Origin of the sequence: Enterococcus sp. DIV0756 (genome assembly GCF_051710745.1) — a bacterium.
Taxonomy (GTDB): domain Bacteria; phylum Bacillota; class Bacilli; order Lactobacillales; family Enterococcaceae; genus Enterococcus_A.
In genome coordinates this window covers 575,509-600,360 of the sequence record NZ_JBIOLF010000001.1, presented here as the reverse complement: position 1 = coordinate 600,360, position 24,852 = coordinate 575,509, and the positions used below count along the sequence as shown (strand labels likewise).

At 40.8% G+C, this 24,852-nt stretch carries 23 protein-coding genes; 10 read left to right on the top strand and 13 right to left on the bottom strand.

All coding sequences use genetic code 11. The features are described from left to right. Window positions 1-200: 200 nt before the first annotated feature. Both IGI44_RS02905 and IGI44_RS02900 read left to right on the top strand, forming a co-directional pair. Window positions 201-974 carry an AraC family transcriptional regulator gene (locus tag IGI44_RS02905; protein WP_438786289.1) on the top strand — a complete coding sequence of 258 codons (774 nt, stop codon included), beginning with the start codon at window positions 201-203 and terminating at the stop codon, window positions 972-974. A 50-nt stretch (window positions 975-1,024) separates the two neighbouring features. Further along, window positions 1,025-1,441 (top strand): VOC family protein, encoded by a 417-nt coding sequence (locus IGI44_RS02900; protein ID WP_438786288.1) that lies wholly within the window; start codon window positions 1,025-1,027, stop codon window positions 1,439-1,441. Between the two features lie 238 nt (window positions 1,442-1,679). On the opposite strand, the gene IGI44_RS02895 is transcribed toward IGI44_RS02900, so the two are convergent. The 3 genes from IGI44_RS02895 to IGI44_RS02885 all read right to left on the bottom strand — a co-directional run bounded on the left by IGI44_RS02895 (window position 1,680) and on the right by IGI44_RS02885 (window position 2,859). Then, on the bottom strand, window positions 1,680-2,006 hold the full coding sequence (locus IGI44_RS02895; protein WP_438786286.1) for a type II toxin-antitoxin system PemK/MazF family toxin: 327 nt from the start codon (window positions 2,004-2,006) through the stop codon (window positions 1,680-1,682). A gap of 1 nt (window position 2,007) precedes the next feature. Beyond that, window positions 2,008-2,241, bottom strand: a complete 234-nt coding sequence (locus IGI44_RS02890; protein WP_438786284.1) for an AbrB/MazE/SpoVT family DNA-binding domain-containing protein — start codon at window positions 2,239-2,241, stop codon at window positions 2,008-2,010. A gap of 126 nt (window positions 2,242-2,367) precedes the next feature. Beyond that, entirely contained in the window at window positions 2,368-2,859 is a 492-nt protein-coding gene (locus tag IGI44_RS02885) for a rhodanese-like domain-containing protein (protein ID WP_438786283.1), read from the bottom strand. Window positions 2,860-3,438: 579 nt separating this feature from the next. Between IGI44_RS02885 and IGI44_RS02880 the strand changes: the two genes are divergently transcribed. From IGI44_RS02880 to IGI44_RS02870, 3 genes are all read left to right on the top strand, one after another. Continuing rightward, window positions 3,439-4,425 carry an ornithine cyclodeaminase family protein gene (locus IGI44_RS02880; RefSeq protein ID WP_438786282.1) on the top strand — a complete coding sequence of 329 codons (987 nt, stop codon included), beginning with the start codon at window positions 3,439-3,441 and terminating at the stop codon, window positions 4,423-4,425. A 321-nt stretch (window positions 4,426-4,746) separates the two neighbouring features. Then, entirely contained in the window at window positions 4,747-4,959 is a 213-nt protein-coding gene (locus tag IGI44_RS02875) for a tautomerase family protein (protein ID WP_438786280.1), read from the top strand. Between the two features lie 11 nt (window positions 4,960-4,970). Beyond that, window positions 4,971-6,539, top strand: coding sequence for an L-serine ammonia-lyase, iron-sulfur-dependent, subunit alpha (locus IGI44_RS02870; RefSeq protein WP_438786279.1), 1,569 nt, complete (start codon window positions 4,971-4,973; stop codon window positions 6,537-6,539). A gap of 62 nt (window positions 6,540-6,601) precedes the next feature. Here the strand turns inward: IGI44_RS02870 and IGI44_RS02865 are convergent, their stop codons facing one another. Both IGI44_RS02865 and IGI44_RS02860 read right to left on the bottom strand, forming a co-directional pair. Then, window positions 6,602-7,921 carry a DUF1958 domain-containing protein gene (locus tag IGI44_RS02865; protein WP_438788902.1) on the bottom strand — a complete coding sequence of 440 codons (1,320 nt, stop codon included), beginning with the start codon at window positions 7,919-7,921 and terminating at the stop codon, window positions 6,602-6,604. Window positions 7,922-8,169: 248 nt separating this feature from the next. Then, the gene (locus IGI44_RS02860) at window positions 8,170-8,709 is read right to left on the bottom strand and encodes a prolyl-tRNA synthetase associated domain-containing protein (protein WP_438786277.1); all 540 of its coding nucleotides are present in this window, start codon (window positions 8,707-8,709) and stop codon (window positions 8,170-8,172) included. Between the two features lie 372 nt (window positions 8,710-9,081). Between IGI44_RS02860 and IGI44_RS02855 the strand changes: the two genes are divergently transcribed. After that, window positions 9,082-10,053 carry a TSUP family transporter gene (locus tag IGI44_RS02855; protein WP_438786275.1) on the top strand — a complete coding sequence of 324 codons (972 nt, stop codon included), beginning with the start codon at window positions 9,082-9,084 and terminating at the stop codon, window positions 10,051-10,053. Window positions 10,054-10,237: 184 nt separating this feature from the next. Here the strand turns inward: IGI44_RS02855 and IGI44_RS02850 are convergent, their stop codons facing one another. Then, window positions 10,238-12,457 carry a beta-L-arabinofuranosidase domain-containing protein gene (locus tag IGI44_RS02850; RefSeq protein WP_438786274.1) on the bottom strand — a complete coding sequence of 740 codons (2,220 nt, stop codon included), beginning with the start codon at window positions 12,455-12,457 and terminating at the stop codon, window positions 10,238-10,240. After that, window positions 12,458-13,723 carry a dicarboxylate/amino acid:cation symporter gene (locus tag IGI44_RS02845; protein ID WP_438786273.1) on the bottom strand — a complete coding sequence of 422 codons (1,266 nt, stop codon included), beginning with the start codon at window positions 13,721-13,723 and terminating at the stop codon, window positions 12,458-12,460. It lies immediately after the preceding gene. A gap of 214 nt (window positions 13,724-13,937) precedes the next feature. Between IGI44_RS02845 and IGI44_RS02840 the strand changes: the two genes are divergently transcribed. Continuing rightward, complete coding sequence (locus IGI44_RS02840; RefSeq protein WP_438786271.1) at window positions 13,938-14,834, top strand: helix-turn-helix domain-containing protein; 897 nt, start codon at window positions 13,938-13,940, stop codon at window positions 14,832-14,834. A gap of 120 nt (window positions 14,835-14,954) precedes the next feature. Here the strand turns inward: IGI44_RS02840 and IGI44_RS02835 are convergent, their stop codons facing one another. The 6 genes from IGI44_RS02835 to IGI44_RS02810 all read right to left on the bottom strand — a co-directional run bounded on the left by IGI44_RS02835 (window position 14,955) and on the right by IGI44_RS02810 (window position 21,067). Further along, on the bottom strand, window positions 14,955-15,380 hold the full coding sequence (locus IGI44_RS02835) for a phosphate-starvation-inducible PsiE family protein (protein WP_438786270.1): 426 nt from the start codon (window positions 15,378-15,380) through the stop codon (window positions 14,955-14,957). A 133-nt stretch (window positions 15,381-15,513) separates the two neighbouring features. Further along, the gene (gene scrK, locus IGI44_RS02830) at window positions 15,514-16,392 is read right to left on the bottom strand and encodes a fructokinase ScrK (RefSeq protein WP_438786268.1); all 879 of its coding nucleotides are present in this window, start codon (window positions 16,390-16,392) and stop codon (window positions 15,514-15,516) included. Between the two features lie 26 nt (window positions 16,393-16,418). Then, window positions 16,419-19,094 (bottom strand): mannosylglycerate hydrolase, encoded by a 2,676-nt coding sequence (mngB, locus tag IGI44_RS02825; RefSeq protein WP_438786266.1) that lies wholly within the window; start codon window positions 19,092-19,094, stop codon window positions 16,419-16,421. 72 nt (window positions 19,095-19,166) lie between these two features. Next, window positions 19,167-20,267: a PTS fructose transporter subunit IIC gene (locus IGI44_RS02820; RefSeq protein ID WP_438786265.1), complete on the bottom strand. Its 1,101-nt coding sequence runs from the start codon at window positions 20,265-20,267 to the stop codon at window positions 19,167-19,169. Between the two features lie 18 nt (window positions 20,268-20,285). Next, window positions 20,286-20,609: a PTS fructose transporter subunit IIB gene (locus IGI44_RS02815; protein ID WP_438786264.1), complete on the bottom strand. Its 324-nt coding sequence runs from the start codon at window positions 20,607-20,609 to the stop codon at window positions 20,286-20,288. Beyond that, a complete protein-coding gene (locus IGI44_RS02810; RefSeq protein WP_438786263.1) occupies window positions 20,606-21,067 on the bottom strand; it encodes a PTS sugar transporter subunit IIA in 462 nt (153 codons plus the stop codon). The genes IGI44_RS02815 and IGI44_RS02810 overlap by 4 nt, the downstream gene beginning before the upstream one ends. A 246-nt stretch (window positions 21,068-21,313) precedes the next feature. On the opposite strand from IGI44_RS02810, the gene IGI44_RS02805 reads away from it, so the two are divergent. The 3 genes from IGI44_RS02805 to IGI44_RS02795 all read left to right on the top strand — a co-directional run bounded on the left by IGI44_RS02805 (window position 21,314) and on the right by IGI44_RS02795 (window position 24,734). After that, a complete protein-coding gene (locus IGI44_RS02805; protein ID WP_438786262.1) occupies window positions 21,314-23,248 on the top strand; it encodes a BglG family transcription antiterminator in 1,935 nt (644 codons plus the stop codon). A gap of 264 nt (window positions 23,249-23,512) precedes the next feature. Beyond that, the gene (locus tag IGI44_RS02800; protein ID WP_438786261.1) at window positions 23,513-24,211 is read left to right on the top strand and encodes a hypothetical protein; all 699 of its coding nucleotides are present in this window, start codon (window positions 23,513-23,515) and stop codon (window positions 24,209-24,211) included. After that, a complete protein-coding gene (locus IGI44_RS02795) occupies window positions 24,186-24,734 on the top strand; it encodes a helix-turn-helix domain-containing protein (RefSeq protein ID WP_438786260.1) in 549 nt (182 codons plus the stop codon). Before IGI44_RS02800 ends, IGI44_RS02795 begins: the two co-directional genes overlap by 26 nt. The last annotated feature ends 118 nt before the right edge of the window (window positions 24,735-24,852 follow it).

Genomic DNA, 24,852 nt, shown 5'->3' with positions numbered 1-24,852 from the left:
CACTATTCCTATAAACAAAATAACATCTTTTGTCACTTAAGTAAATGGAAATCAACTTAATGCGCTTATATATAATGGTGAACTCTGGTTAAAAAATTAATATTTAATTAATAAAATAATAAAAAATAAATAATGTTCCATCTTATAAAATGGCATTATTCCCTGTCACGCGCTATACTTTTAGAAAAGGCTTGAGATAAATGAAAGACATTATTGAAGATATCTTCATTTACATTGAAGAAAATATTTTTCTGGATGAACTAAAAATTGAAGACATTGCCGCACATTTTGGCTACGATAAGCACCACTTTAGTCGAGAATTCAAACGATTAACAGGATACTCCTTACGCGAATACATCTCCAGTTTGAAAACGGAAAAAACCATCGAACTCTTGGAAAATGAGAATCGGATCACGTCCATACAATCTTCGGTCGGTTACTCCAGTTCCGGAAGCTTCTCTAATACGTTCAAAAAATATACAGGCAGTTCCCCGAAACAATACAAACAAGAAATAGCTGAGCTTTATTCTACAGCCAAGAGGTTTGAAGCAAGCGAGAAAGAAGCGGTTGACTATTTTAAAGAAGCTGCGGATTCCTTCTGTCAGGTAACAGTCAAACTGCCTACAGATTTTGAGAAGGGGATTTTGTTTATCGGGCTTTTTCACACGCCGATCCCCAATCACAAGCCTGTTTCAGGTATCGCTACAAAAAAACAACAAATGAACCTGCTGCAGAATATCCCAGCTGGTGAGTACTACCTTTTTGCATGTGCCATCGATGCGACTAGCACACTTTTCTCTTACTTTCATTTGAACAACGCTTTACGTGGGAAAGTGGACGAAAAAATTTCTTTTCCAGAATCCAACGGACGGCATTTCACGATCACCTTAAGACCACCAATCAAGGAGGACCCGCCGATTCTAATCAATCTGGTCAAGCTTCTTTCTTCTGTCTTCAAAAAGAACACAATCTAGAATAATTTTTCGCTCAAGCGCCATGCTAGAATGAATGTGGAGGTGATCAGATGATCCAAGCGAGTGTGCCATTCATTTTATTTGACGATACCTGTGAGCAGGCGTTGTCTTATTATGTCGAACTTTTTAATGCGGAAGTGCTTGAAAAAATGACCTTTGAAGACGTTGGTTACACGGAAGATAGCCGGCGAAGCCACTGTATTGCTAACGCGACTTTTAAACTGGGGAATCAGCTCTTTTATGCGGGGGATGTAGTCGAAAAGAATGATCTACAGCCTGTCTCATCCAAAGGACGTATCTCTTTTTGGCTGGAATTAGACTCTTATGACGTGATCACTACTTTAGAAAACCAGTTGATCCAGACCGGTTCAACGAGCCTTGTTGGGCTACACAAAACCTTTTGGGAATCTCATTATGCAAAGCTCCAAGATAAATTCGGCGTTATTTGGGAATTGAATGCACAATAAAAGAAGGCTCTTTGCGGTGGGATACTCGCAGAGAGCCTTCTTAGATTCTTATATTTTTTCCTAGAAGCTACTAACTAGTGCTATCCATAATATCCAACAATTGGTTGGTAATAATTAGCTAGGTCAAGTATTCTTTCATCTCATGGACTACAGCTTCTCATTGGGATCAAAGACTTTCGTATCAGTCCCTAAATCATTTTCTAACTCAGTGCGATGATTATCATTTTTTTATTCGTTTCTAAATAAACATGCCAATTACTTCTACTACTTCAATCCAAGTTAGTAGGTCACATTGTTCTATTTTTTCGATCTTCCGGCTTAAATAGTCCACAGATCGTATTTGATGAGTGACAACTTCACCTGTGATTTTTTGCGGATCTTTTATCTCGATATACGTCGCGAACTCTCTTCTTGTGGATGTGATTGGACAAATCAAACAAAAACCTGTTCGCTCATTAAAATCATCTCTGCTCACGACCAATGCAGGTCGACGTTTTCTGATTTTTTTCCCCTTTGTTGGATCCAAATCTATCCAAATGATGTCTTTTTGTTTCGGGTAATCCATATTAGCCTTCCCTTCCAACATCTTTCATTGCGTCCCATTCAAAATCGTCTCGACTGATTGAATCTCTAAAGCCTTTCCAATTTTCTTCGTCTTTAAAAATATCCTCCTTTTTCGGCTTTAGTATGTATGCTTCACCGACTTTCAAAATAGTAAATGTTTCGCCGACTTCTGGGGAAATATCTTTTGGAAAAATCGCTCCTACAGAATTTCCGATCTTTCTTGCTACTGTTTCCATATTAACAGCTCCTTTTTAAGTTAAATTAAGTATAATTCGATTTTTTGTTAAAGTAAAACAGGCTCCAAACTCAATGAATGAGTATGGTGCCTGTCTCATATATCTACTAATTTAAAAGGGTTCTGTTTAGTCCGTCACCCATAGCTTGCTATCGTCTTTATAAGGCCATTTCTTCGCACCATTCTCAACGATATATAAGCGTGACTCATCAATGCCTTCATCAATCAATAGTGAGATGGTGCGTTTTGCTCCGCCACCACCGCCAGGGCAGACCACATAGATGGGTTTTTCGCCTTCTTTGAACTGATCGGCATTATCCACAACTAATTTCTCCAAATCCTCTGTGTCTACTGGATAAGCTGGCACACTGATTGAATTTGGTAAATGGCCTTTTTGATAATCGGCTTCTGGTTGGATATCAATAATTTGATATTCAGCAGCGTCGTCTGTTTCAAGAACGTCCTTCATCTTTTCTGGCGCGATCATTTGCCAATCGATATCCGCTTCTGCACGGTCTTTCTTTCCGCCTTCCTTTGCCTCATCTTTTGAACAACCCGTTAACACAATCGCAACCATTGCTAAAACAATTAATAATAATCCACCGATTCTTTTTTTCATTTTTCTAATTCCTTCTTTCGATTTTTTTGGTTTACTAGATTGGTGAGTTTTAGCTCTCCCCTCAATTATGGGCGCACAAAAAAACATACAGTACCTGTATGCGCCCTTCGAAAGTATAGGATTAACGTACTTAATCACAGGGATACTTTGAGGGAAAGAATGCTAGCTGAACTCGCTTAGAGACTCTAAGTGTATTTTCACCTCATAGTCATAGTCGTTTAGACATTTCTTCCACCTCCTGCACCTTATGTGAACATTTCTACAATCAAAGTATATAGAAAGGAAAACGCTTTTTCAATAACAAAATGAATAAACATTTTTCGTTGCAAAATCTTTTAAAATAGCAAAAAAAATTGAATAAAAAGACACCTGTTTTCTTTGGGAAGTTTCTGCTTTTTCCGCTTCATCGCTTGATTCTTGTATGAATCAATCCTTTCACCTGTGTATCCGTGCACCAATCTTTCTCTGTTGGTCTATTACTTCTGATGGAATAAGGAACTATTTGGGAAATTACTTTGAAACCAACAATGTAATCGCTTATACTTTTAGATGTGAAAGAAAATTATCAAGGAGGACTATATGTTACTTTTATCTCGCGAAGACATTAAACAAGTATTTAGCATGAAGGATGCCATTGAAGCGGACAAGGTTGCCTTCCAGCTATTCAGTGAAGACAAAACAGAGGTGCCCTTGCGAACCCAGATCGTTTCGGAAAAACAGAACGGCACGTTCTTATTTATGCCGTCTTATGCGCCTGATCTGGATGCGGCAGCGCTGAAAATCATTAATATTTTTCCTGACAATATCAATAAAGGCTTATCCTCTGCCCCAGCGCAGGTGTTATTGGTGGATGGCAAGACCGGTTATGTCAACGCCTTACTAGATGGTGTGACCGTAACCCAACTGCGAACAGGCGCGGCTTCAGGTGTCGCATTCGATGTCTTGGGTCGAAAGGACGCCAAGAAAGGCGCCTTGATCGGAACAGGCGGGCAAGCGGCGACGCAATTAGAGGCGATGATTTGTGCGCGTGATTTGGATACTGTGTATGTTTTTGATCAAAATCCTGAACGGACGAAGGCTTTCGCTAATCAAATGAATGAAGAACTGAAGGCTTATGGAACTCAGATTTTATCCGCGGCAACTTCCGATGAAGCCATCAGCGATGCCGACTTGATCGTCACTGTTACCCCGGCCACCTCTCCTGTTTTTGATGGCAGCAAGGTCAAAGCCGGAGCAACTGTCAGCTGTGTCGGGTCTTATCAGCCTCACATGCAGGAAATGGACCCCGTCATCCTAGAACGAGCCAGCAAGATTTATTTTGATTCAGAGGAAGCCGTCCTTTCCGAAGCTGGCGATATTTTGATTCCGTTAGAGAATGGCACGATCACAAAAGACGACTTTACTGGCGATATTGGCGAAGTCCTGAACGGGAACGTCATCGGTCGGGAAAACGAGGAAGAAATCATCGTCTTCAAAACCGTTGGTATCGGTGCACAGGACTTAGTCACTGCACAAAAAATCTATGAACGGGCACTAGAGAAAGAAATTGGAACAGAATGGTCTTAATACAAGGATGCCAGTCTAACTTCTCGCAGCCTGCATAGCCAGCGAGACAGAACCTATGCCAGCATCAATTAAAAGTGGAAATTACTTAGTTGGATGGTATACGGCATTCGGATCGGATTCATTTTTCCACGAAAAATTAATACATTAAAACGAATAAGGATGCCAGTCCAACTTCTCGCAGCCCGCTTAGCCAGCGAGACAGAACCTATGCCAGCATCAATTAAAAGTGGAAATTACTTAGTTGGATGGTATACGGCATTCGGATCGGACTAATTTTTCCACGAAAAATTAATACATTAAAACGAATAAGGAGGAATAAAAATGCCACATTTATCAGTGAAATTATATCCAGGTCGGACAGAAGAAGTAAAACAGGATTTGGCCAACAAATTACAGGATTTCGTAGTGAAGGAGCTGGGCTGTGATCCGAAGGTTGTCTCAGTATCCTTTAAGGAAATCGAAGCGGACAAGTGGAAAGACGTAATCGATGATGAAATTGCAGGTGAAGAGATTTACATCGAATCTGATTTCTAAGGAGGTCCCGTATGAAAGAACATGCCAGTATTTTTAATGATGTTTTAGGGCCTGTGATGATCGGTCCTTCAAGTTCACACACGGCGGCTTCCGTACGGATTGGTCGCGCACTGCGTCAAATGGTCGTTGGGAAAATCATTTATTTTCAAGCGGATTTTGATCCAAAGGGTTCTTTAGCCGCAAGCTATATTACGCAATGCTCGGATATCGGTCTAGTCGGTGGGTTGCTGGGGATGGACCCGACAGATAGCCGCTTAACGAAGGCGATTGAAATCGCGGAAGCGGAGGGCATGGAGATTCTTTTCCGTGTGGTTCCTTACGAAAACAACCATCCTAACACCTATAAAATGACGATTAAAACAGATTTTGGCGAAGAATTAGAGGTGACTGCCCTCTCTGTTGGTGGCGGCATGATCGAGATTACCGAGATCAATCACTTTGCGGTGGAAGTCACAGGCGGCTTTTATGAAACCTTCCTTTTCGGTGAGAAGTTGGCGTTAACAGAAGCTGACCTAGAGGGTAACATCAGTAAATTCTGCTCGGCTGTCATCACGAAGCAACATGGAAAAACGATGCTGCAAATCAAGACCCAGCAGGAAATTTCCGAAAAAGAAATTGCTTGGTTGAACAAGCAGATGACGGTCGAGCGTTTCATCGCCTTTGATCCGGTCCTGCCTATTATGTCGCAAAAAGAACCGAAAATGCTCTTTTCAACAGCCGAGGAGATGATCGCGCTGGCAAAAGAGGAAAATTTAGACCTGGCTGATATGGCGTTGCGTTATGAAAGCCATCGCGGCAGTATTTCCGAAGAAGAAGTGTATCAAAAGGCGGAAGAAATCCTTGCGATCATGGAAAATGGCATAAAGGTTGGTTTGGCCGGCACTTCCTATGAAGATCGGATGTTAGGCTCACAGGCACCGAAGATTCGCGCCAATCGTAAGAAGCTGATCGGCGATGACCTGCCAGCTAAGATCATCGAAAATATCTCCGCTTTGATGGAGGTTAAAAGCTCGATGAATGTCTTCGTTGCGGCACCAACGGCGGGATCATGCGGCGCATTGCCGGGAACCTTGATCGCCGTTAGTGACTATCAGAAAAAATCCCATGATGAATTGGTTCGCGCACTCTTGGCAGCAGGAATGATCGGCGTCTTCATTGCAGAATACGCGACATTTGCGGCAGAGGTCGCAGGCTGTCAGGCAGAATGCGGGTCTGGCTCTGGCATGACTGCGGGGGCACTCGTTCAACTGATGGGGGGAACAATCGAAGAAGCCGTGAACGCGGCCTCGATGGGACTGCAAAATGTCTTCGGCATGACCTGTGACCCAATTGGCGTACGGGTGGAAGTTCCTTGTCTTGGAAAAAATATGATGTGTGGAATGAACGCATTAGGAGCGGCTAATATGGCTCTGGCTGGTTATGATGTCGTCATTCCATTAGATGAAACGATTGAAAGCTTCAATAAAGTCGGCCGAATGATTCCAGCGTCATTGCGCTGTACGGGTCATGCCGGCTTGGCACAGACGCCATCAGGACTAGCCATCGCTGAACGCTTAGGCTGTCCGTTGGATTGCTGTTAAAAATGAAAACAGAGTGGCACGCCTATTCAATTTGGCGTGTCACTCTGTTTTTGTTTCTTAAATTAAACTATTTCCATCAACAGCAACACTAACGAGGCAAGGATACAGACAACACCAATCATCCGCACTACAATCGGTCCGCTACTGCGGGAGCTGCTTCTGGTTCGTCCGACTGTTTTTCGTTTTTTGATAGGGATCAATAGAAAGACTAGCCCGAAAACAAACAACACCGCAGGCATAAGATAATTCTTTGCTTGATCAAGTAAATCTGGTTTGCTCGTTTCTGGCAAACTCTTCTCTTCGGTTTCCAACTTCTTATAAGTCAGAGATACTTTAGGCATATCCTCTGTTAGCTGTTCTTTCTGATTCTCTAACACGACCTGATTCTCTTGAATCGTCACTTTTGGCTCTTCGTTCTTTTTCACTGTCCCGTAAAGATCGTTTTCTACTTGAATTGATCTTCCCTCAATCTCATGTGTGCCTTTTGGTAAAAGCAGACGATGTTCATAGTCATCGAAGGCCTTTTTGAGTAGCGCATTGCCAAAGGGATGGCGATAGTACTCGCCGTCCTGATCCGACCAATCGCCAACCCCTAAAATAACTTCGATCAAGCGCGTCTCTCCCCGCTTGGCTGTGGCAATATAATTGAAGGCACTGCTAGGTCCTGAACCCGTCTTCATGCCATCGACTCCCTCAAAACCATATTTTGCACCAGGCAATGAGTAGTTGTAGGTCTCAAAGGTTTCCTCATAAGGTGTGCCCTCCATGGCAGTGACCTTCGGCTGATTCGTAAATGCCAATACCTCAGGATGGTCATTGATTAAATGAAAAACCATGGTCGCTAAATCACGGGCGGTTGAGGTATTGCTGCCATTGGGATCAAAGCCTTCTGGCGCATATAATCCTTCAAAGCTTACCGCAGAGGCGCCGCTGCAATTGTAAAAGGCGGTATTCTTCATCCCGATTTGTTGAGCCTTCTCGTTCATTTTTTTAACAAATGCGCCTGCTTGATTTTCTGAAACAGCATTCGCTAACATGACAGTCGCGACATTTGATGAAGGAACTACCACCATTTTCAGCAGCTCTTTAACCGGATACTCGACGCCTGCCACAATCTTATTGTTACTGATCGCATACAGCTGACTGATCGCTTGATCCTTTTCTGTCGCTGTAATTTTTGTCTCTAAAGACAATTTGCCTTCTTTTATCGCATCAAATACTAAAAAGACCGTCATCATTTTTGAAATACTCGCTGGTTCTCTCACGACTTCAGCATTGTCTTCCCACAAGATTTGACCATTCGTGCCATCCACGACGATCGACGCTTTCGGTTTGTTTTCCTCCAAGACATCGGTATAGCCTGCTGATCGAGTAATCTCCATAATATCTTCAGCAGCATAAGCAGTCGTTCCGAGTGGAAGTAGAAATAAACCCACTATTAAAATTAAATATTTTCTATTCACAAGGCCTCCTAATTTACACGTAATACATAAAATTTTAGCATAAATTAAAACTAATTATTAGAACTTTTTTCACATGATAGATACTTTTCTTTATTTTCAGTTCCACGCTTAGCCAAATTAAAAAGCAAGCCCCCAACTTTTTGGGGACCTGCTATAAAGTACTCTTTCTACACTTCAATAATTTTCGGCTGACGCTTTACATAAGGCAAGAATTTCTCTAATACATCACTGGTCTTCAATTTCAAATAGCCTGTCGTCGTGCCATCGCTGCAACCATAATATTCTTGCTCACAGACATCCTTATCTAAAACCAATTGAACCTGCTTTGCTTCTTCCAGCAATGTACTAAAGATCGTTGCTGCCCCGATTTTTGTTCCTAACATCGCATCCATCTGCTCTGCGGAGGCAAATGAGACCCGGGCGATATCCAAAGCTTGGCTGAACTCTTTCGATTTAAAGGGCTTATCGCCACAAGTCACGAAGAGATAAAAATTGGTTTTTTGGCGATTACATAAGAACAAGGTCTTCACCATGTCCATGTCTAACCGTTCGTTGATTTGCTGGCAATCCTCCATCGTGATGACTTCCTCTGTCTCCACGCGTTGAAACGCCATTTCTAGATCCTGTAAAACTTGATAAACGTTTTCTTGTAATGGCGTGCTGTACGATTCTGGTACTGTCGTAAACGCCTCACTTACTAAAACCATTTTAGTCACTCCTTCTCTTTATGTTCGAATTTTAACCATAAAATTCAGTGAATCGTTCGTTTTATACGATTCCACTATTCTGTTAAAGTAGGAAGTGGGACTCATCGACTTTATGTTGAATAGTTCATAGCAGTAATTTACCATATATTCTAAGATTACAAAAACGAATTTTTATCATCTTTATCATGACAAAACCAGATGTAATGTCCTTTAATTTGATAGGATTCATCAAAAACGCATTAAACGAGTTGCTTTTGTAGAGAAAAGACTTCGCTTATTCCACACAACCCCTTGTCTGTTCCTCTTTTCTATTCTTTACTATCTCTGAGTTATTCCGAGACTTTCAAACGAATTCGAACTTACTTTTTACTGATGGTCGTTCAGCAAATCACAATTTTTTTGAAATTTTGTGGTTTTTCTTTTTTGTTTATTGTTATAATTATAGGAAAAAGACCTACGGGAGGATTTATGGCACAGATTATTTTTTATGTTTTGATTGGTCTGATGATCTTTCAAGCAATCATGCTTGTCCGCGATGTTGTGACCCATCGGGATGATTTAGGACCAGGGAATTGGTTAGTTAGTGGAATTATTGGCTTTATTGCAGATTTTGCAGACACGATCGGAATTGGAAGTTTTGCTCTTACCACCATGATGCTTAACATCACAAAGCAGAACAATGACGACCGAAAATTACCAGGGATTTTAAATGTTGGACATGCGATCCCTGTATTAACTGAAGCTGTGATTTTCGTCACAGTTATCAAAGTAGATGCACTAACCTTAGTTTCATTGATCTTGGCGGCAATTGTCGGCTCTTGGTTCGGTTCTAAATTCGTTACGAAATTATCAGAAACCGCTGTTCAGAAATGGATCGGCTGGGCACTTTTGATTACCGCTATTTTGATGCTGCTACGTCAAACGGAAGTCATTGCACTCTTAGGTAAAGGAAACACTGCCATGGGATTGACTGGTGCCAAATTAGTTATTGGGATCATCGGCAACTTCTTTTTCGGCGCCTTGATGACGGTTGGTGTTGGGCTGTATGCGCCATGTATGGCGATGGTTTACATGTTAGGCATGACACCGTTAGCTGCTTTTCCAATCATGATGTGTTCATGTGCGGGGCTTCAACCAGTTGCTAGTATCAACTTTATTCGTGAAAAAGCTTATTCGAGAAAAATTGCCTTGGCGATCACGATCGGTGGGATTCCCGGCGTTATCATTGCCTCACAATTTTTGATGAACTTAGACATTTCAATGGTTACGTATTTAGTTATTGTTATTATTTTTTATACAGGGATTCAATACATTCTAAAATCACGTAAAACCGCAGCGGCTTAAGAAGAAGTATCTGCCTTAAATCGTAATTTGCAATATTTTTGTCGAGTTTTAATTACTTTTCTTCACTTTGACTTACTTAGTCATTTCGAGCGTTCAAACAGAATTTATATCTGATCAATAGTCAGTATTTTTACCAGAAAAGCACCCTGTAGCTTAAACTACAATGGGTGCTTTTTTGGTAGAACTATTCATTTATTTTAACGTATAAATGATAGGGTTCATGATTGATTTGATAGAGAGGTATTAACTGATGACTCTTCAATTGATAGCCTTCCTTTGTTTCAATCAGATCTTTTAAATCACCTGATTGAATAGAGATAAATTCTTTAGCTTCTGATTTGATAGCCAAAATATCTTTACCATAAGCAATTGATACCAAAGTGGGATCATCGTTAGCAGGAATAACTCTGATTTTCGGTTGATAAGTAATACAGATTTCCCCTTCTTGCTCCATAAGCTCAAATTGAAGATACCCGGTTGTTATTGCCGGAGAAGTGATCATTCCATTAACAGTAATTTCCTCAAATGTTGCCCATTCCGGTATTCGAATCTTTAAATTGAACCCGCTGTGTCCGCTCCAGCTCAAGACAATTTGATTTTGTGAAATAGTTTGATGAAGTGTCGTCTCTTTTTCAGCCCATTTCACGACACTTGGATAAAACAGATTAACGTACGCCGTATCCGCCGTAAAGGCAAAAATATCTTTTTGAAACCTCAGCAAGCTTTCCAAACCGGTTCCATGACAACAGGTATTCTCCTCCGTATCAAACTGTTTTTTCGATCCTGGCGAAGTCGGCATAAAGTAAGTTGTTCCGCCATTACAATCATGACTAGTCGCTGATAATAGGTGATTATGCAGGACATTCTCGTAATAATCGAAGTATCTAGCTTGTGGAGACAAGTCAAAAAGCTTTTTAGTCAATTTCAATAGATTGTAACTAGCACAACTTTCTGCAGATTTAGTCGTCAAAAAATGAGCGATCGCATCGGGCGCTTTGAACATCTCCGTTTCACCAACACCGCCAATCGAATAGGCATGATGTTGTGTAACCATTTCCCAAAAGTTTTGTGCGATGGTTAAATATCGATTGTCACCTGTTTCTTCATAAATATCCAATGCACCGATAATTTGTGGAATGTGTTGATTCGCATGAACGCCATCAAGTGTATCGAAATTATCTTTCATCGGAATAAAGAGTTTATCATTTTCAAACATCAATGCGGCTTCTAGATAGCTTCTCTCATCTGTGAAGTGATAAAGACGCATTAACGCGGAAATCATTCCACCAAACTCACCTGCTATATAGATTGACCACATTTGATTCAATTGCTTTGAACTCAGTTTTGTTAATCGTTCATAGGTCCAATCCCCAATTTTCTTAGCAATTTCCAATGCTTGTTCTGATTCAGCAAATTCATAGCAATCCAAGCATCCTTGAAATATTTTATCTAAGGTATAGTAAGGTGCCCAAATCTTTGGATAGGTAGTGTACACCTCTAATAAATCGAACTGTTCTTCAGAGTAGGCACTCAAAAAGCCTTTGCTCATCCCTAATCTTTCAAGTGCATTCTGACATTCAGATAGACTGGAAATCAAATAATCAACCTGTTTGTAAAATAGTTCTTCTTGAGTAGAATACGCTGCTAATGCGATTGCAGAAAGATAATGCCCCGTCGTATGTCCTTTCAAATTGCATTCTGGCGCATCCCATCCAGTCATCGGTTCGGCACCCTCTGTAGAAAGTTCCGCAACCTCGCGAAAACTATACAATAATTGATCCAGCGAAAGGCCTCGTAAATGTTCCAACATATTAAGAGAAGCACGTTTAAAGCTTGAATCGTCTGTTAATTGTGTAGACAGAGATTCTATTCTTTTCTCCGGTAATCTTGGCTGAGCGAAAGAATCAACAACCTTAAGCAGAACGGTTTGTCCTGTTTTTTTGACTTGCCCTCTTAATACCTGCTCTTCCTTTGTGACATCTAGCATATCCAACCACTCTACTTCTGCTGTCGTATAATTGCCATTATCAAGAAGGACTGCACAAACTGTCGGTAGATGCTTTTCTGCTTCTTTTAAACTGATTTTCAAATTTTCTGCTTGAATGATTGTTGTTTCAGGAACCTCTTCTAAAACTGTTGCAACGTACGTTTTTTGTTGAACATCATTACCTAATCTAGCCGTTACAGTCAATTCAACTTCACGATTTCCGACCCCAAAAGTAGGTCGTGTAACTTCTCCATTATGAGAGATGAAAAGAATCTCATTAGATGACCAAGAAAAAGACGTTCCCCGTTTCCCTATTTTTGGTAATTCCAAATCACAATCAACAGTAGCCAAATTTCCCAAATAGATCTCTTTTACGTCAGCTTCTAAAGTTTCATTCATCGTTGCATTTGTTGTCATTTACACGCTCTCCTCCACATGACTCTCTACGATATCGAAATCCTTTTTTTCAAATCGTTTCTCTTTTATCCAATTTTTACCTTCGACCAATCGTGCAATGACCATTGAAATTGCAGGGTCAGAGGTTACATTGATCATCGTACAGAAGGGATCTGTCAAAGTACCCATAATTACAATTAGAGGAACCGCATCTGTCGGAAACCCGAAAGCAGTACAAATGAACAACTCTCCGATAAACCCGCCGCTTGGGATGGTTCCTACAATAATCCCACTGATTACTCCAACAAAGATTGCCATTCCCATTTCTTGAATACCGAAGCTTCGTTGATAAATCGCAAATAAAAAGGCAATTTTCATGATTTGAACACTAACAACACCATTTTTATGTGTGCTGCCTCCTAAAGGGATAACAATATCGCAAATATCTCTTGGTATCCCCATTTTTTCACTTGCAATCAAATTTACTGGAATACAAGCGGTCGAACTGCAGGTTCCCATCGCTGTAGTCATTGGTAATGTGATATTTTTCCAGTAAGTTTTTAATCCTTCTTTTCCACCTCCCCAATAGGTGTATGCAGAAGATGTAATGACGAAAAACAGAATACAAAAGACAACATAAATAATAGATAAGCGAGCAATTGATGAAACGACTTGACCACCCATTTGTCCGATCATCGAAGCAAAGTAACACGCGATTCCGATTGGTGCTAATTTCATAACCATTGCTACCATTCCGCTGAATACGGCGGTCATTCCATTTAGGAAGTTCTTGATCACCATACCTTTTTCATTCAACAGACTTGTTCCAATTCCAAACATAATAGAAAAAATAATTAATGCCAACATATTATCTTTAGAAAGCAGCAATGAAAAATCAGATACTGTAAACATATTGACCAAATTCAACTCCGCTTTTAAATCTCCTGAATTTCCCGGTATTTTAATTGGCTGCCCGTTGGTAGTTGGAAAGACCGTCGTTGTCAATAATGCCAGTAAACAAGTTATAACACCCGAGACAATTACGACAGCTAGGAAAATTAATAAAATTTTTTTCAACTTACCGACATTTTCCATATTCGCAATTGAACTAGAAATAGAGAAAAAGACAATCGGGACGATTAAGCAAAAAACTAAGTTCAGAAAAACATCCGCGACAGGTTTCACTACCGTAGCCTGTTCTCCCATCAGGAGCCCTGCTACTGCGCCTACTATTACCCCTAGAAGTAAAATAATAGAAAATCGATAATTACTTAATACTTTTTTCATTGGAAATCCTCCTTCATTTGATAGCCTAATGTTAGCGCATACATTTAAACGAGTGAATGCAATAAAAAAATAATAAATTGTATAATATTAGATAATATTCTTGTATAATATAAATATAATCTATATGATTCAAAAAGCATATACTCATACAATGCCTTAAAAATAGCTCTTTCTCTTTAAATTAACTAGGATTTTATTCGAAAGGAGGAATTCCATGTATTTAGAATTCATTTGTCCCCCAATGCCTCATTCGATTGTCGCTGGGCGCTCGATTTTTAGAACTGGAGATATCCATGAGCGAAGAATTCTTACCGATATTTTTGATTTGATCATTGTTGAAAGAGGAACTCTTTATATGGAAGAAGATGATTCTCAGTATACGCTTGGAGCAGGGGATTATTTGTTGCTTGTTCCAAATAAAAAACACCGTGGATTTCGCCCTTGCGATGAAGAAACTCGTTTTGCTTGGATTCACTTTTCTACGACAGGTCCCTATCATTTTGAGTATTCAAGCAAACAACAAAAACGAAAACGAATGAATCGCAAAAAGTATTATAAAAAAGATGAGTTTTCATTCTTTATCAACAGTCACTCTCATCTAAATGCACAACAAGCCAGTTCTATTTTAGCGATTGTTGATCGCTTAGAAGAGGTAAAAATTGATAATCTAGCTCATGAAAAGATCTTTTTTTCACCCAAAATCGATGAATTTGAAGCGCAACAGCAATTTTTAGCGATTTTAGATAGGATCCGAACCCAAGATTATTTATCCAGCGACTACGATATTGCTTCACAGATTTATTCATATATAGAGTCTCATTCGAATCAGCCTTTTTCATTAGATACTCTCGCGGATAAGTTTTCTTATCACAAATCTTACATTATCCAATTGATTAAGAAACACTTTGGAACGACTCCAGCACAATTGCATAATCAATTTCGTTTAGAAAAAGGGCGAAATTTACTCTTGAAAACAACAATGAGCATTCAAGAAATTGCCGAAGAACTTAGTTTTTACGATGCCGCCTATTTTAGCAAATTATTCAAAAAAGAGTATCTATCTTCACCTAAAACCTATCGCAAAGAATTTCAAAAAATAGATAAAAAATAGAAACATGCTGGTATAATTCAACGATACCAGCATGTTTCTTTTTTTAACGATTCATATAGTCACTGACATAGCTATACTATTAAGTGACTGAAATAGAAGTTAGTCTTGGATAACTCCCCTTTATTTTTCTATACGACTTTCGCCCTTATGAAAAGCCTTGACCTTCTCCAAAATGAATAAAACACCCACTAATACTAAAATCGAGATGGATAATAATAAAGAATTAGTCCCATTTCCGTGAGCCAGCAATAGCTCTCGCAGGATGGCGGTGATACTGATTAGAATCAGGTAGCGGACCGGAATATGATGTCCCTCCTTGATATAGCGCAGCAGCATCAGAATAACCTCCAATAGAATGAACAATGTCGCAATTTCTTCAATTAAGAGCGTCAACTCCGATACATTATTCAATGGGATCACGTGTAAAATGATATTAAAGATGCCCTCCCCCATCACGATTACAACGACGATGATCAATACAGCCAATAAGATATCCACGACCGTACTGATCGCTTTTTCAAATTTTAAAAAATAATTCTCCTTCATCGCGTGTCCCCCGTTCGATTTCTATCTAAATTATAGCAATTCTCAAATCAAATCAGAAAGGAAATGCACCTTAAAAAAGCTCCGCCAGTTCGCTCAGTAGTTTACTGAGAGCGAATTGACGGAGCTTTGCCTCTTACGAATGTAGTTTTGCTTCTTTGGCTAAAGCTAGACAGCCGATTGTCCCAGCGTTATTACCAAGCTTTGGTGTCACGATATAGTCTTCTAGTTCTGGCGTTTTGACGTAGCCATTAACTAACTCTTTGAAACGCACGCGAACTTTTTTGACTAAATGCTCCTGCTGCATTACGCCACCGCCGAAGATGATCACATCTGGTGAAAACATCAAGGTCGTATTGTAGGCACATTGCGCGATGTAATCCGCTTCGATGTCCCAATAAGGATCGTCTTCGCTTAAGTCCTGTCCTTTACGGCCTAAGCGTTTTTCAATCGCCGGACCTGCCGCCATTCCTTCTAAACAATGTCCGTGGAAAGGACAGCTACCTTCAAAATCATCTTCCGGGTTACGACTGACTAGTACATGCCCCATTTCCGGATGACTGAAGCCTTCGATGAAGTTGCCTTTTTGTAATGCACCGCCGCCGATTCCGGTACCAATCGTATAATACACGACACTGTTGACACCATCGCCGCGACCCTTCACGTATTCGCCGTAGCAAGCCGCGTTCACATCGGTCGTCCAAGCAATCGGTAAGTCAAACTCTTTTTTCATAGTGCCGACAAAATCAAAATTCTGCCAAGCCAATTTTGGTGTTGAAGTAATGTAGCCATAGGTTTTTGAATCGCGATGAATATCGATCGGTCCAAATGAACCCACACCGATACTGACTAATTGCTCTTCATACTGCTTGAAGAAGCTGATCACTAATGCCATCGTCTCTTCAGGGGTCGTCGTTGGATAACTGACCCGCTCAACGATTTCCAGATCATTATTTCCCACTGCACAAACAAATTTTGTTCCGCCGGCCTCGATCCCGCCAAATAATTTTTCCACTAAGCTTCACTCACAATCATTTAGATTTATTCAACATACAAGGTCACGAATTTCGCGTGCCCGATGTTCTCGAGTTCTATTGTATCATTAATTATTGGCAGCGGTTCCTTTGTTTTTTCTTTCAAGTCAACTTTTTCCGCAATTTTGATCGCTTGCTTGAAGGTGATCGTTGCGTGTCCCTCTTCAACAAGTAAACCATTATACAACCGAATAATATAGCCTGGGCGATCTTCGGCTTTTTTCAAAACACTCAGCGTCAGATTTCCTGTAATCTCAAAAAGGTTGAATTCCGCAGGTAGCGTAGGTTCGACATCACCTAATGTAAAGATCAGACGCGAGTTTAAGAATTCCGCGTATTGATACAGTTCTATCGGAGTCACTGCTTGTTTGGCTAGCTGCGCTACGTTGGCTTGATCGAAGCCTTGCGCAAAGTAAGCAACCGAAAAAGCAAAGCGCATCGTCTTATGGCACTGCGCATCTGGCGTAGCGATCACCGTTTCACCGGATGCCCGTCCAGGACGATACATCAGATCTTCTTTCCCCATAAACCCATAAGTGCGGAAAATCGTTAAACGAATCGTGTCATAGTCCTCACCAACGATTTCATATTCACGCACCCCTTTTGGCATCACTGCAACGCCGTGGGTATCATCGAATAAGCCGACGAAGGACTGGCAGGTTTCGATGGCGATTGGCTGTTCATTCCATTGTTCTTTGTTGGCTTCCCATAAAGCCATTTCTTTTTCAAAGACGACTGGACGCTGCAACGTGCCAAATTGCTGATCAGCGATCGAGAATTTCGAGGCGATTCCCGTATCAAACAAAACACAGCCCCGATGACTATCCACCGCTTGATTGTCCACAGTTAAGTTGAAATCAATGATCGGTGAATTTTTCTTCAAGACTAATTCAAGTACGATCGGTAATTCCGCTGTCGCCTGTTTCTCAGCCCGTTCACTCAAGTTTTGAGGAACCTTCAGCAAGAATTCTAAATGCACCGATTGATAAATATCGGATTGTTGGATCGTGATTTCAGGGTCAAAATCAGTCGAGGAAATCGTCCAATCCTTGACTGGCGGCGAATAATTGAAGGAGTCGCCATCATCGCCATTTTCTTCGATGATCCCTTGATTTTTGTAGAGAACGTCATTGGCTTTGTCTAAAATATCTAGCGAACCATTTTGATTGACGGTGATTTGATAGTACTCATTTTCGATCATCATATCCGTAGCGGTCTTTAACGGCGCACTGCTATCGCCTTTTAGATCGATCGTCAATTGAGTATAACCGATGCTCGGCACCATAGTTGTCTCGATCGCGACTTTGGCTTTATAGACTTTTTCCGGCAAATAGATTTCTTTGACCGAATTCAAGACATTGCCTTGGTTCAGGACATATTCCGTCTGATCGATCAGTTCTAAGATCGTATAAGGCAAGGAATTTCCTGCTTGATCGAGGATCGCAAACGTTTGTTGCGGCAGATAAACCTCTGCTTCGATCACGCCTTCACGCGCAGTGTCGTAGGTATTAAACAGTGTAAAGGTGATTTCTTGTGCCTGCGGATTATTGATGGCAGTCGATATTTGGCGTAATGTCAATTCTACTAGGTTCATCGAAATATCCCGCGCTTGTTTGTAGCGCATATAGACATCCTCATTTGTCGTATCCGACACACAGGAACCGATCGAATCGTGGGCCGCATTCTCAAACATCAGCTTCCAGATTTCCTTGACTGTTTCAACAGGGTATTCAAAGCCTAATTGCAGCGCCATTGTTAATACAGGCTCCATCACGTTTACTAGATAATGCTGGATTTGTGTATTCAGTGCCTTCAGATCAGGACGGGAAGAAAAGATTGTCTTGTGGATACGCATCAATTTTCCATTGATCAGCTCCCCAGCAACTTCTTCTAATTCCGGATGGCGTTCTTTAACTGCCGCGATGTATTTTTCAATCGTTGAAAATTGCAGCTCGTATTCTCCTTGGTAAAGCTCATTCATTTGATCGACTAACTCCGGCAGGTTTTCTCTCGCCGGTGCTTGATCAAAGCCATTCGGGAAATAAACCTGGTCCGTTGCGCTGCGTCCCCACGTCGTTTTAAATGGCTCTTGATGCAGAAACTCGGCTAAATCTGCTTCCCGCTCAGGAATCGCCCCGCCAATGTAATAGCCACTAGGGATCTGATACACGTTCACAGCGGAGCCGTCTTCCCCGCGCCAACTGTATTCGGTATGCGCCACATCATCATCACTTACCCCACGCCAAAACATCGTATCGCTGATCCCGAACTCACGATAAATCTGCGGCATGCTGGCTGCTTGTCCAAAGGAATCCGGTACATAACCAACATTCATGTAGTCACCGAATTCTTCACAGATTTTCATGCCATACAGCATATTGCGGACAATGCTTTCGCCTGAAATCACCAGCTGATCAGTTTGTGTATACCAAGGACCAATAATCAGCTTGCCCTGCTGAACCAGCGTTTTGATTCGCGCTTGATCCTGCGGACGCCATTTTAGATAATCATCCAATAAGGAAGCCTGTCCGTCTAAAATAAAACTATCGTAAGGATTGTCCTTCTCTAGCTGCTCTAAAACTTTTTTTAAATCATGCATCAAGTAAATTTTTGATCGACTGGTAGTAAAATACCATTCACGATCCCAATGACTATGTGGCACCACGTGTACTGTTTTTTTCATGCAAAAGTTCCTCTCGTTTGATTAAAATAGGCACTCAACGACTTGCATCGCCAGTGCCTATTAATTTTTGAATTAATTTTCAAAGCTGATATCGATATCTTCCAATTCAACTTCTTCGGTTTGTTCTTCCTGTTTATTGAAGTTGACAAACAATGGTGCAACGAAGCCGATGAAGGCTGCTCCGACGAATAGACCAATCAGATACGCCCAGCCGTTTCCGACTGTGAAGAAGCCATAGATCCCTCCCACTGGCGGCATTTTTGCGTACATGCCAAGCGCGATACCCAAACCTGATGCGATCGCACCGCCGAGCATGTTGATCGGAACTAGTCGCAGCGGATTGACCAGTGTAAATGGAATGGCGCCTTCTGTGATCCCAATGAAGCCCATCACAAAGTTGTTGCGTCCGGCATCTAATAATTCTTTGTTGAAGCGTTTTTTATGGAATAAGGTTGCCAATGCGTAACCAAACGGTACCGCACAAATCGCGACGTTGACAATAATTGCTGGTAAATAAACACCTTCTGCTAATAACACATTTCCGGCCATCCAGGCAGCTTTGTTCACTGGTCCTCCTAAGTCAGACCCGATCATTGCGCCCATGATCATAGCCAGCAAGATCTTGTTCACATCGTTTTCGATCATAGTACGAATCCAATCAACGAGACTGGTATTAATCCAGGCTAACGGCTCCGATAATAGTGCCCCCATGACGATCGCCACAGACATGGTCGCGATCAATGGTAAGATGACTAACGGCATCACACCTGCAAATGACTCTGGCAATTTGATTTTTTCCTTCGACCATTTCACTAAGTAACCGGCTAAGAAACCAGCGATTACCGCTCCAAGGAACCCGGCATTCGTGCTTGAAGCAATCGCACCGCCGATAAAGCCTGCGCCTAGTGCGGCCTTATCACCGATGGAATAGGCGATAAATCCGGCTAATACCGTATTAATTAAACCAATCCCCGTCCAACCAACCTGTTCGATCATATACAGCGCATGCTTGAAGCCTTCCGCCTTTGCGTATGGATCTAAACTCGTTATTCCCATGCCAAGTGCGATCATTTTGGGAATCGCAACAACTAGGGATGCTCCAATAATCAACGGCAGCACAAAACTGATTCCACTCATTAAGTGGCCCTTTACCTCTGCTAGAACTTTCTTCATCATCCTTGCCCCTTTTCTTTAATTTGCTTGCCTTTGCTGAACAGCAGCAATACATTTCTTCAAAACAGCCTCTGGTGCTTTAATACAGGTGTTTATGTTCACGCGAAGCTGCGGTTTCCCATCAAAACGTTCTAAACCGACAACCTTTTGATCGGTTGCCAACAGTAAAAAATCAGCCTCTTTTGCTTCCTCTTCAGTGATCGTGTTGACTTGTCCCAACGAACCCTGTTGTTCTATTTTGACATCATAGCCTAATTTCACACCTGCTTTTTCTAAGGCTTTGGCAGCCATCGGTGTGTGTGCCAAGCCTGCTGGACACGCGGAAATTCCTACTATTTTCATTTGATCCTCTCTCCAATCATTTCTTTTTTAATTAATTCAACTAATTGTGTTTTATCCTCTGATTGTTGCACCTGCTGGATAAACGAGTCTTCCAGTAAAGCCGTCGCCAATCGGCTCAGCATTTCCAGATGAACCGTCCCTTCGTCTTCTTTAGGAACCATTAACGCAAAAACATTTTTTACCGCGGAATCATCGAAGGTCTCCCATTCGATCTCCTGTTTCAAGCGAATGAACAGAACAGTCGGCTTCAAAACGGTAGCTGCTTTCGCATGGGGAATCGCAAAGCCATCCTGCAAGCCCGTCGAGTACTCTGCTTCACGTTCCTTAAAAGCTTCGCAGGTCTCAGCCGCACTTGCGACAAAACCTGATTTATAGGCATAATTCGCAATAACTTCAAATAGTTCTTCCTTCGAAGCGACCGCTACATCCAAAAGGATCGTTGCTTCATTAAAGTCCATATCGGATGCTCCTTTCTCCATTGTTTAGTTTTTGATTCGATTCATGTAACGTTTCGCTTTACACGTTTAATTTACGAGTTCTGGGCTCTCGTGTAAACACTTCCAATTTCCAACTAATTTGGCAATCATTAGTAAAGCGTTTTCCAAAAGGATTGCCAACTCTTTTGGAAAAATCCAGTACGGCGGAACGATTTCAATCTTTTCTTCTATATTGTATGATTGGGTTAAGAATCGGAGGTGAAATACGTGTCAAAGCTTGCTTATCAGCGTTTAGATGACCTACTAGAATTATTAGCCAAACAAACTACTCCGCTGCCGATGAAGGAATTAGCTAAAAGCTTCTCGATTTCTGAACGAACCGTGCGAACGGACATTGCCAATCTAAATGATCTATTAAGCAATGTCGGTGCCACGATCACTCTCCTTCGCGGCCAGGGCTATTTACTAACGGTTCATTCTAAAGAACAGTTCAACGACTGGTGGACAGAAAGTATGACCTCTGCCGAATCTTTTTTAACGACCAGTGAAGAACGCCAAGCTTATTTACTGTTTCTTCTATTTAAGAATGAAACCCCTTTATCGTTGGATGATTTTTTGGATCGTCTGTTCATTAGCAAAAATACCTTTTACTCTTATTTAAAAACCGCTCGCGACAATTTGTTGACCTATCAATTGAAGATCATCAATCGTCCCAATATTGGGTTTGAGCTTCTAGGGAATGAATTTGCAAAGCGGCAGGCAATCAGCGATTTATTGATCGAAAAAGATTTACAGGAATATCTAGTGGGCTTTACGGAGATGGAGTTGGCTCTATTTGACAATATCGATCTTGACCTCTTACAACAGCTGGAGCTTGAATCCCTCGCACCTTTGGGATTATTGGATTCGGATTATTATCATAAGAATATTCTTTCGCATTTTGCCTTAGCGTTAAGTCGTTTTCTTGATGGGCATGTCATCACTGATTTTCCTGTACGCGTTCCTATCTTGAAGCAGGAAGCTAAAGCTGCTCTCGGTCATTTTTTAGCCGAAATTGATCGCGCCTTCGACATTCAATTGACCGCTGATGAAAAGGAATATTTCACGTACTATTTGGCATTAAATGCACCACGTCTGGTTGAAACCGAACTGACAAGCACCTCTTCGACAGAAACAGCGAAAACCCTAGTTGAAGAGTTATTGCAGGCGATTAAGCGTACGTCAAACTTCGATTGGGTTCAGGACGCAACACTGGTGGAGGATCTAACCTCACATATTGAAGGCTTTATTAATATGAACCTGATGGAGGCCCGCCGCAGCAATCCTCTGTTGGCGACGATTAAAAAGTCCTTTCCACAGGCTTATGATTTGTGCCTGACCCACTTAGAAATATTAGGGGAAAAGCATGGATTGTATTTTTCACAAGACGAGGTGGGCTACATCGCCTTGCATATCGCAGGCGCGATGGAACGAAACTCAGTCAGCAATAATCGAAAATATCGGGTGATTCTTGTCTGCGGAACAGGGCGTGCTATGAGTCGGATCATCGAAGCCAAGATCAATAAAAATTATCAGGATACCCTTGAGGTAGTGGATCGGCTTTCCTATGTAGAGCTGCAGCAATGCAATCTATCCACGATTGATTTTGTCATCACGACCGTGCCGTTAGAGCAATTAAGTGTGCCTCATATTTATATCAATATGGCAAAATTAGATAAAGAAATCGTTAAAATCGAGAACTTCATAGCAAATTTTAATGAAGCGAACGGTGAAATCTATTCGTTGTTTCGAGAGGAGTTTTATTTTTACGGTGACGTAGAAAACAAAGAGCAGCTACTCAAAAAAATGACGCAGCAATTATTCCAGCTGGATTTTGTTCCCGAAGAATTTCACGATAGTATCATGAAACGGGAAGCCATCAATCAAACCAATATCAATGAATGGTTGGCAATTCCCCATCCAATGTCCCTGTTAGCCAAGCGCTCAGCGGTAGCAGTCGCGGTACTGCCCGAAGGTGTGGATTGGGGCGACGGCGATCTAGTTAAATTTGTTTTCCTGTTTGCCATTAGTAAAGAAGACTACGAAGATACAGAAGAAATCTACAGTCTGCTGCTGGAATTAATGGAACGCGAGGATATCCAACAAGCGATTCTGCAGCAAAGCGACTTTCAAAATTTCTTAAAGCAAATTAAGCAATTGTAAAAGGAGTTGGGAACTTTCCCAACTCCTTTTATGTTTGTTCTCTGATCCTGCTCTTGACTTAACAATGAGGAGCCTTTGTTTAACAAAGATAATAAACATTTTTTCACATTAAGTTCCACTAGTTTAACTGATTAGATTTCGTATTTTATACTGATAGAGGTAAATAAAAAAAGAGCTTCATAGCGAATTGGATTCGAAAAAAATCAATTTTCCTTTATCACAATTGAAAAAAAGCGCAATTTGCGTATAATTGGAGGTAAAGATATGACAATCAATGTTTCACCTACTTTACTAGAACCCTATAACTCTTATGAGTTTCGGAATTTCCCCAAGGAAAGTTTCAAAGGAGCTTCAACAGAATTTAGTCGTTTTCCAACAGGATTAGATTCAAAAAAAGAATTAGAAGAGTTAAAACTAGCCATCCTTGAATCGGTTTTTAAAGAACTAGATCGAATCGATCATACTATCTTTTCTGATTTTGACAATAAGAATATTCAAAAAAGAGAGTATCATGGAGAAATTACTTACATAAAAAAGAGTGACCTGACTATCAACTATCGCGGAAAGATTATCTTTCTCAAAAAAATCCGATTCATTAAGCATATGAGTCGAAGCAATCATGATACGTCAATATTCGAGTTTCGAGTTGATTTGCGAGAAGAGCTAATCAATAAATCAATTCCTGAATTTACAGAATTGAGGAATTTCTTGCGACAACGGAGTGTTGCTTTTCGCGGACTTTTTCTTATAGGTAATAATTCAGTCCCTAATAGAGGAGTAAATCGTTTCATTACTGAAACTGTTAACAAATATTTTTTATGTTTTTTTGACAAAGGAATCACAAGCGAAAATAGGTATTCGGAAGCTTTCGAGATGATTCGCGTGCATAAATTTGAACTGTTGTTTGCTGTCCATGTTAGTAAAGGAGATGAGTTGAATGTCGATAAACCCGAGTATTTTTAATCCAAATTTTTGGGATACGATTCCATACGAAGATAAAACAGAAGAGTTGCTCACGATTTCTAATAGTATGAATTGGGGATCAGAACAGCTTGCTAAAAAAATGGGCATTTCAGATAATGAGCTGGAAAAAATTATTACCTTAGAAAAAAAAGACGATGTGCTAGTTACAGAATCATTAAAAAAATTTACTCCCATTTTAGCTCAACAATTAGAAGAGCATAAATTAAATATTGCTAGAAAAAAACGTGAAAAAACCAAAGAAGAAAACCGAAAGTATGCCTATCAAATAAGAGTAGTAAAGCAAAAGGCAAAACAAAAACACCTGAATCTCCCTGATTTATTAAATGTTAATGAACGTACTTTTCAAAACTGGTCTCAGGGAAGATCAAAGCCTCATGGATTAGAAGCTAAGCTAATGGACATTCTTATTAAAGATTTTGATACAGGAGTAAAACTGGTGATTGAAATTGAGGAAACAGCAAATCAAATTCAAGATACCCCATACGATAAAATAAACGCCTAAGTAATAAGGCGTTTTTTCATCTATTCAAATCAATCCTCGAGTAACAGTAGCAGACATGAATCCCTGAATAATACTAGAGGCTTATATTTTCTCTGAAACTGCTCGCTTTCTCCTCTTT

What these genes read in the sequence shown, in the direction of transcription:
- IGI44_RS02905 (WP_438786289.1), top strand. Translation starts at nt 201, where the DNA reads ATGAAAGACATTATTGAAGATATCTTCATTTACATTGAAGAAAATATT.
- IGI44_RS02900 (WP_438786288.1), top strand. Translation starts at nt 1,025, where the DNA reads ATGATCCAAGCGAGTGTGCCATTCATTTTATTTGACGATACCTGTGAG.
- IGI44_RS02895 (WP_438786286.1), bottom strand. Translation starts at nt 2,006, where the DNA reads ATGGATTACCCGAAACAAAAAGACATCATTTGGATAGATTTGGATCCA.
- IGI44_RS02890 (WP_438786284.1), bottom strand. Translation starts at nt 2,241, where the DNA reads ATGGAAACAGTAGCAAGAAAGATCGGAAATTCTGTAGGAGCGATTTTT.
- IGI44_RS02885 (WP_438786283.1), bottom strand. Translation starts at nt 2,859, where the DNA reads ATGAAAAAAAGAATCGGTGGATTATTATTAATTGTTTTAGCAATGGTT.
- IGI44_RS02880 (WP_438786282.1), top strand. Translation starts at nt 3,439, where the DNA reads ATGTTACTTTTATCTCGCGAAGACATTAAACAAGTATTTAGCATGAAG.
- IGI44_RS02875 (WP_438786280.1), top strand. Translation starts at nt 4,747, where the DNA reads ATGCCACATTTATCAGTGAAATTATATCCAGGTCGGACAGAAGAAGTA.
- IGI44_RS02870 (WP_438786279.1), top strand. Translation starts at nt 4,971, where the DNA reads ATGAAAGAACATGCCAGTATTTTTAATGATGTTTTAGGGCCTGTGATG.
- IGI44_RS02865 (WP_438788902.1), bottom strand. Translation starts at nt 7,921, where the DNA reads ATGGAGATTACTCGATCAGCAGGCTATACCGATGTCTTGGAGGAAAAC.
- IGI44_RS02860 (WP_438786277.1), bottom strand. Translation starts at nt 8,709, where the DNA reads ATGGTTTTAGTAAGTGAGGCGTTTACGACAGTACCAGAATCGTACAGC.
- IGI44_RS02855 (WP_438786275.1), top strand. Translation starts at nt 9,082, where the DNA reads ATGGTCGTTCAGCAAATCACAATTTTTTTGAAATTTTGTGGTTTTTCT.
- IGI44_RS02850 (WP_438786274.1), bottom strand. Translation starts at nt 12,457, where the DNA reads ATGACAACAAATGCAACGATGAATGAAACTTTAGAAGCTGACGTAAAA.
- IGI44_RS02845 (WP_438786273.1), bottom strand. Translation starts at nt 13,723, where the DNA reads ATGAAAAAAGTATTAAGTAATTATCGATTTTCTATTATTTTACTTCTA.
- IGI44_RS02840 (WP_438786271.1), top strand. Translation starts at nt 13,938, where the DNA reads ATGTATTTAGAATTCATTTGTCCCCCAATGCCTCATTCGATTGTCGCT.
- IGI44_RS02835 (WP_438786270.1), bottom strand. Translation starts at nt 15,380, where the DNA reads ATGAAGGAGAATTATTTTTTAAAATTTGAAAAAGCGATCAGTACGGTC.
- mngB (WP_438786266.1), bottom strand. Translation starts at nt 19,094, where the DNA reads ATGAAAAAAACAGTACACGTGGTGCCACATAGTCATTGGGATCGTGAA.
- IGI44_RS02820 (WP_438786265.1), bottom strand. Translation starts at nt 20,267, where the DNA reads ATGAAGAAAGTTCTAGCAGAGGTAAAGGGCCACTTAATGAGTGGAATC.
- IGI44_RS02815 (WP_438786264.1), bottom strand. Translation starts at nt 20,609, where the DNA reads ATGAAAATAGTAGGAATTTCCGCGTGTCCAGCAGGCTTGGCACACACA.
- IGI44_RS02810 (WP_438786263.1), bottom strand. Translation starts at nt 21,067, where the DNA reads ATGGACTTTAATGAAGCAACGATCCTTTTGGATGTAGCGGTCGCTTCG.
- IGI44_RS02800 (WP_438786261.1), top strand. Translation starts at nt 23,513, where the DNA reads ATGACAATCAATGTTTCACCTACTTTACTAGAACCCTATAACTCTTAT.
- IGI44_RS02795 (WP_438786260.1), top strand. Translation starts at nt 24,186, where the DNA reads ATGTCGATAAACCCGAGTATTTTTAATCCAAATTTTTGGGATACGATT.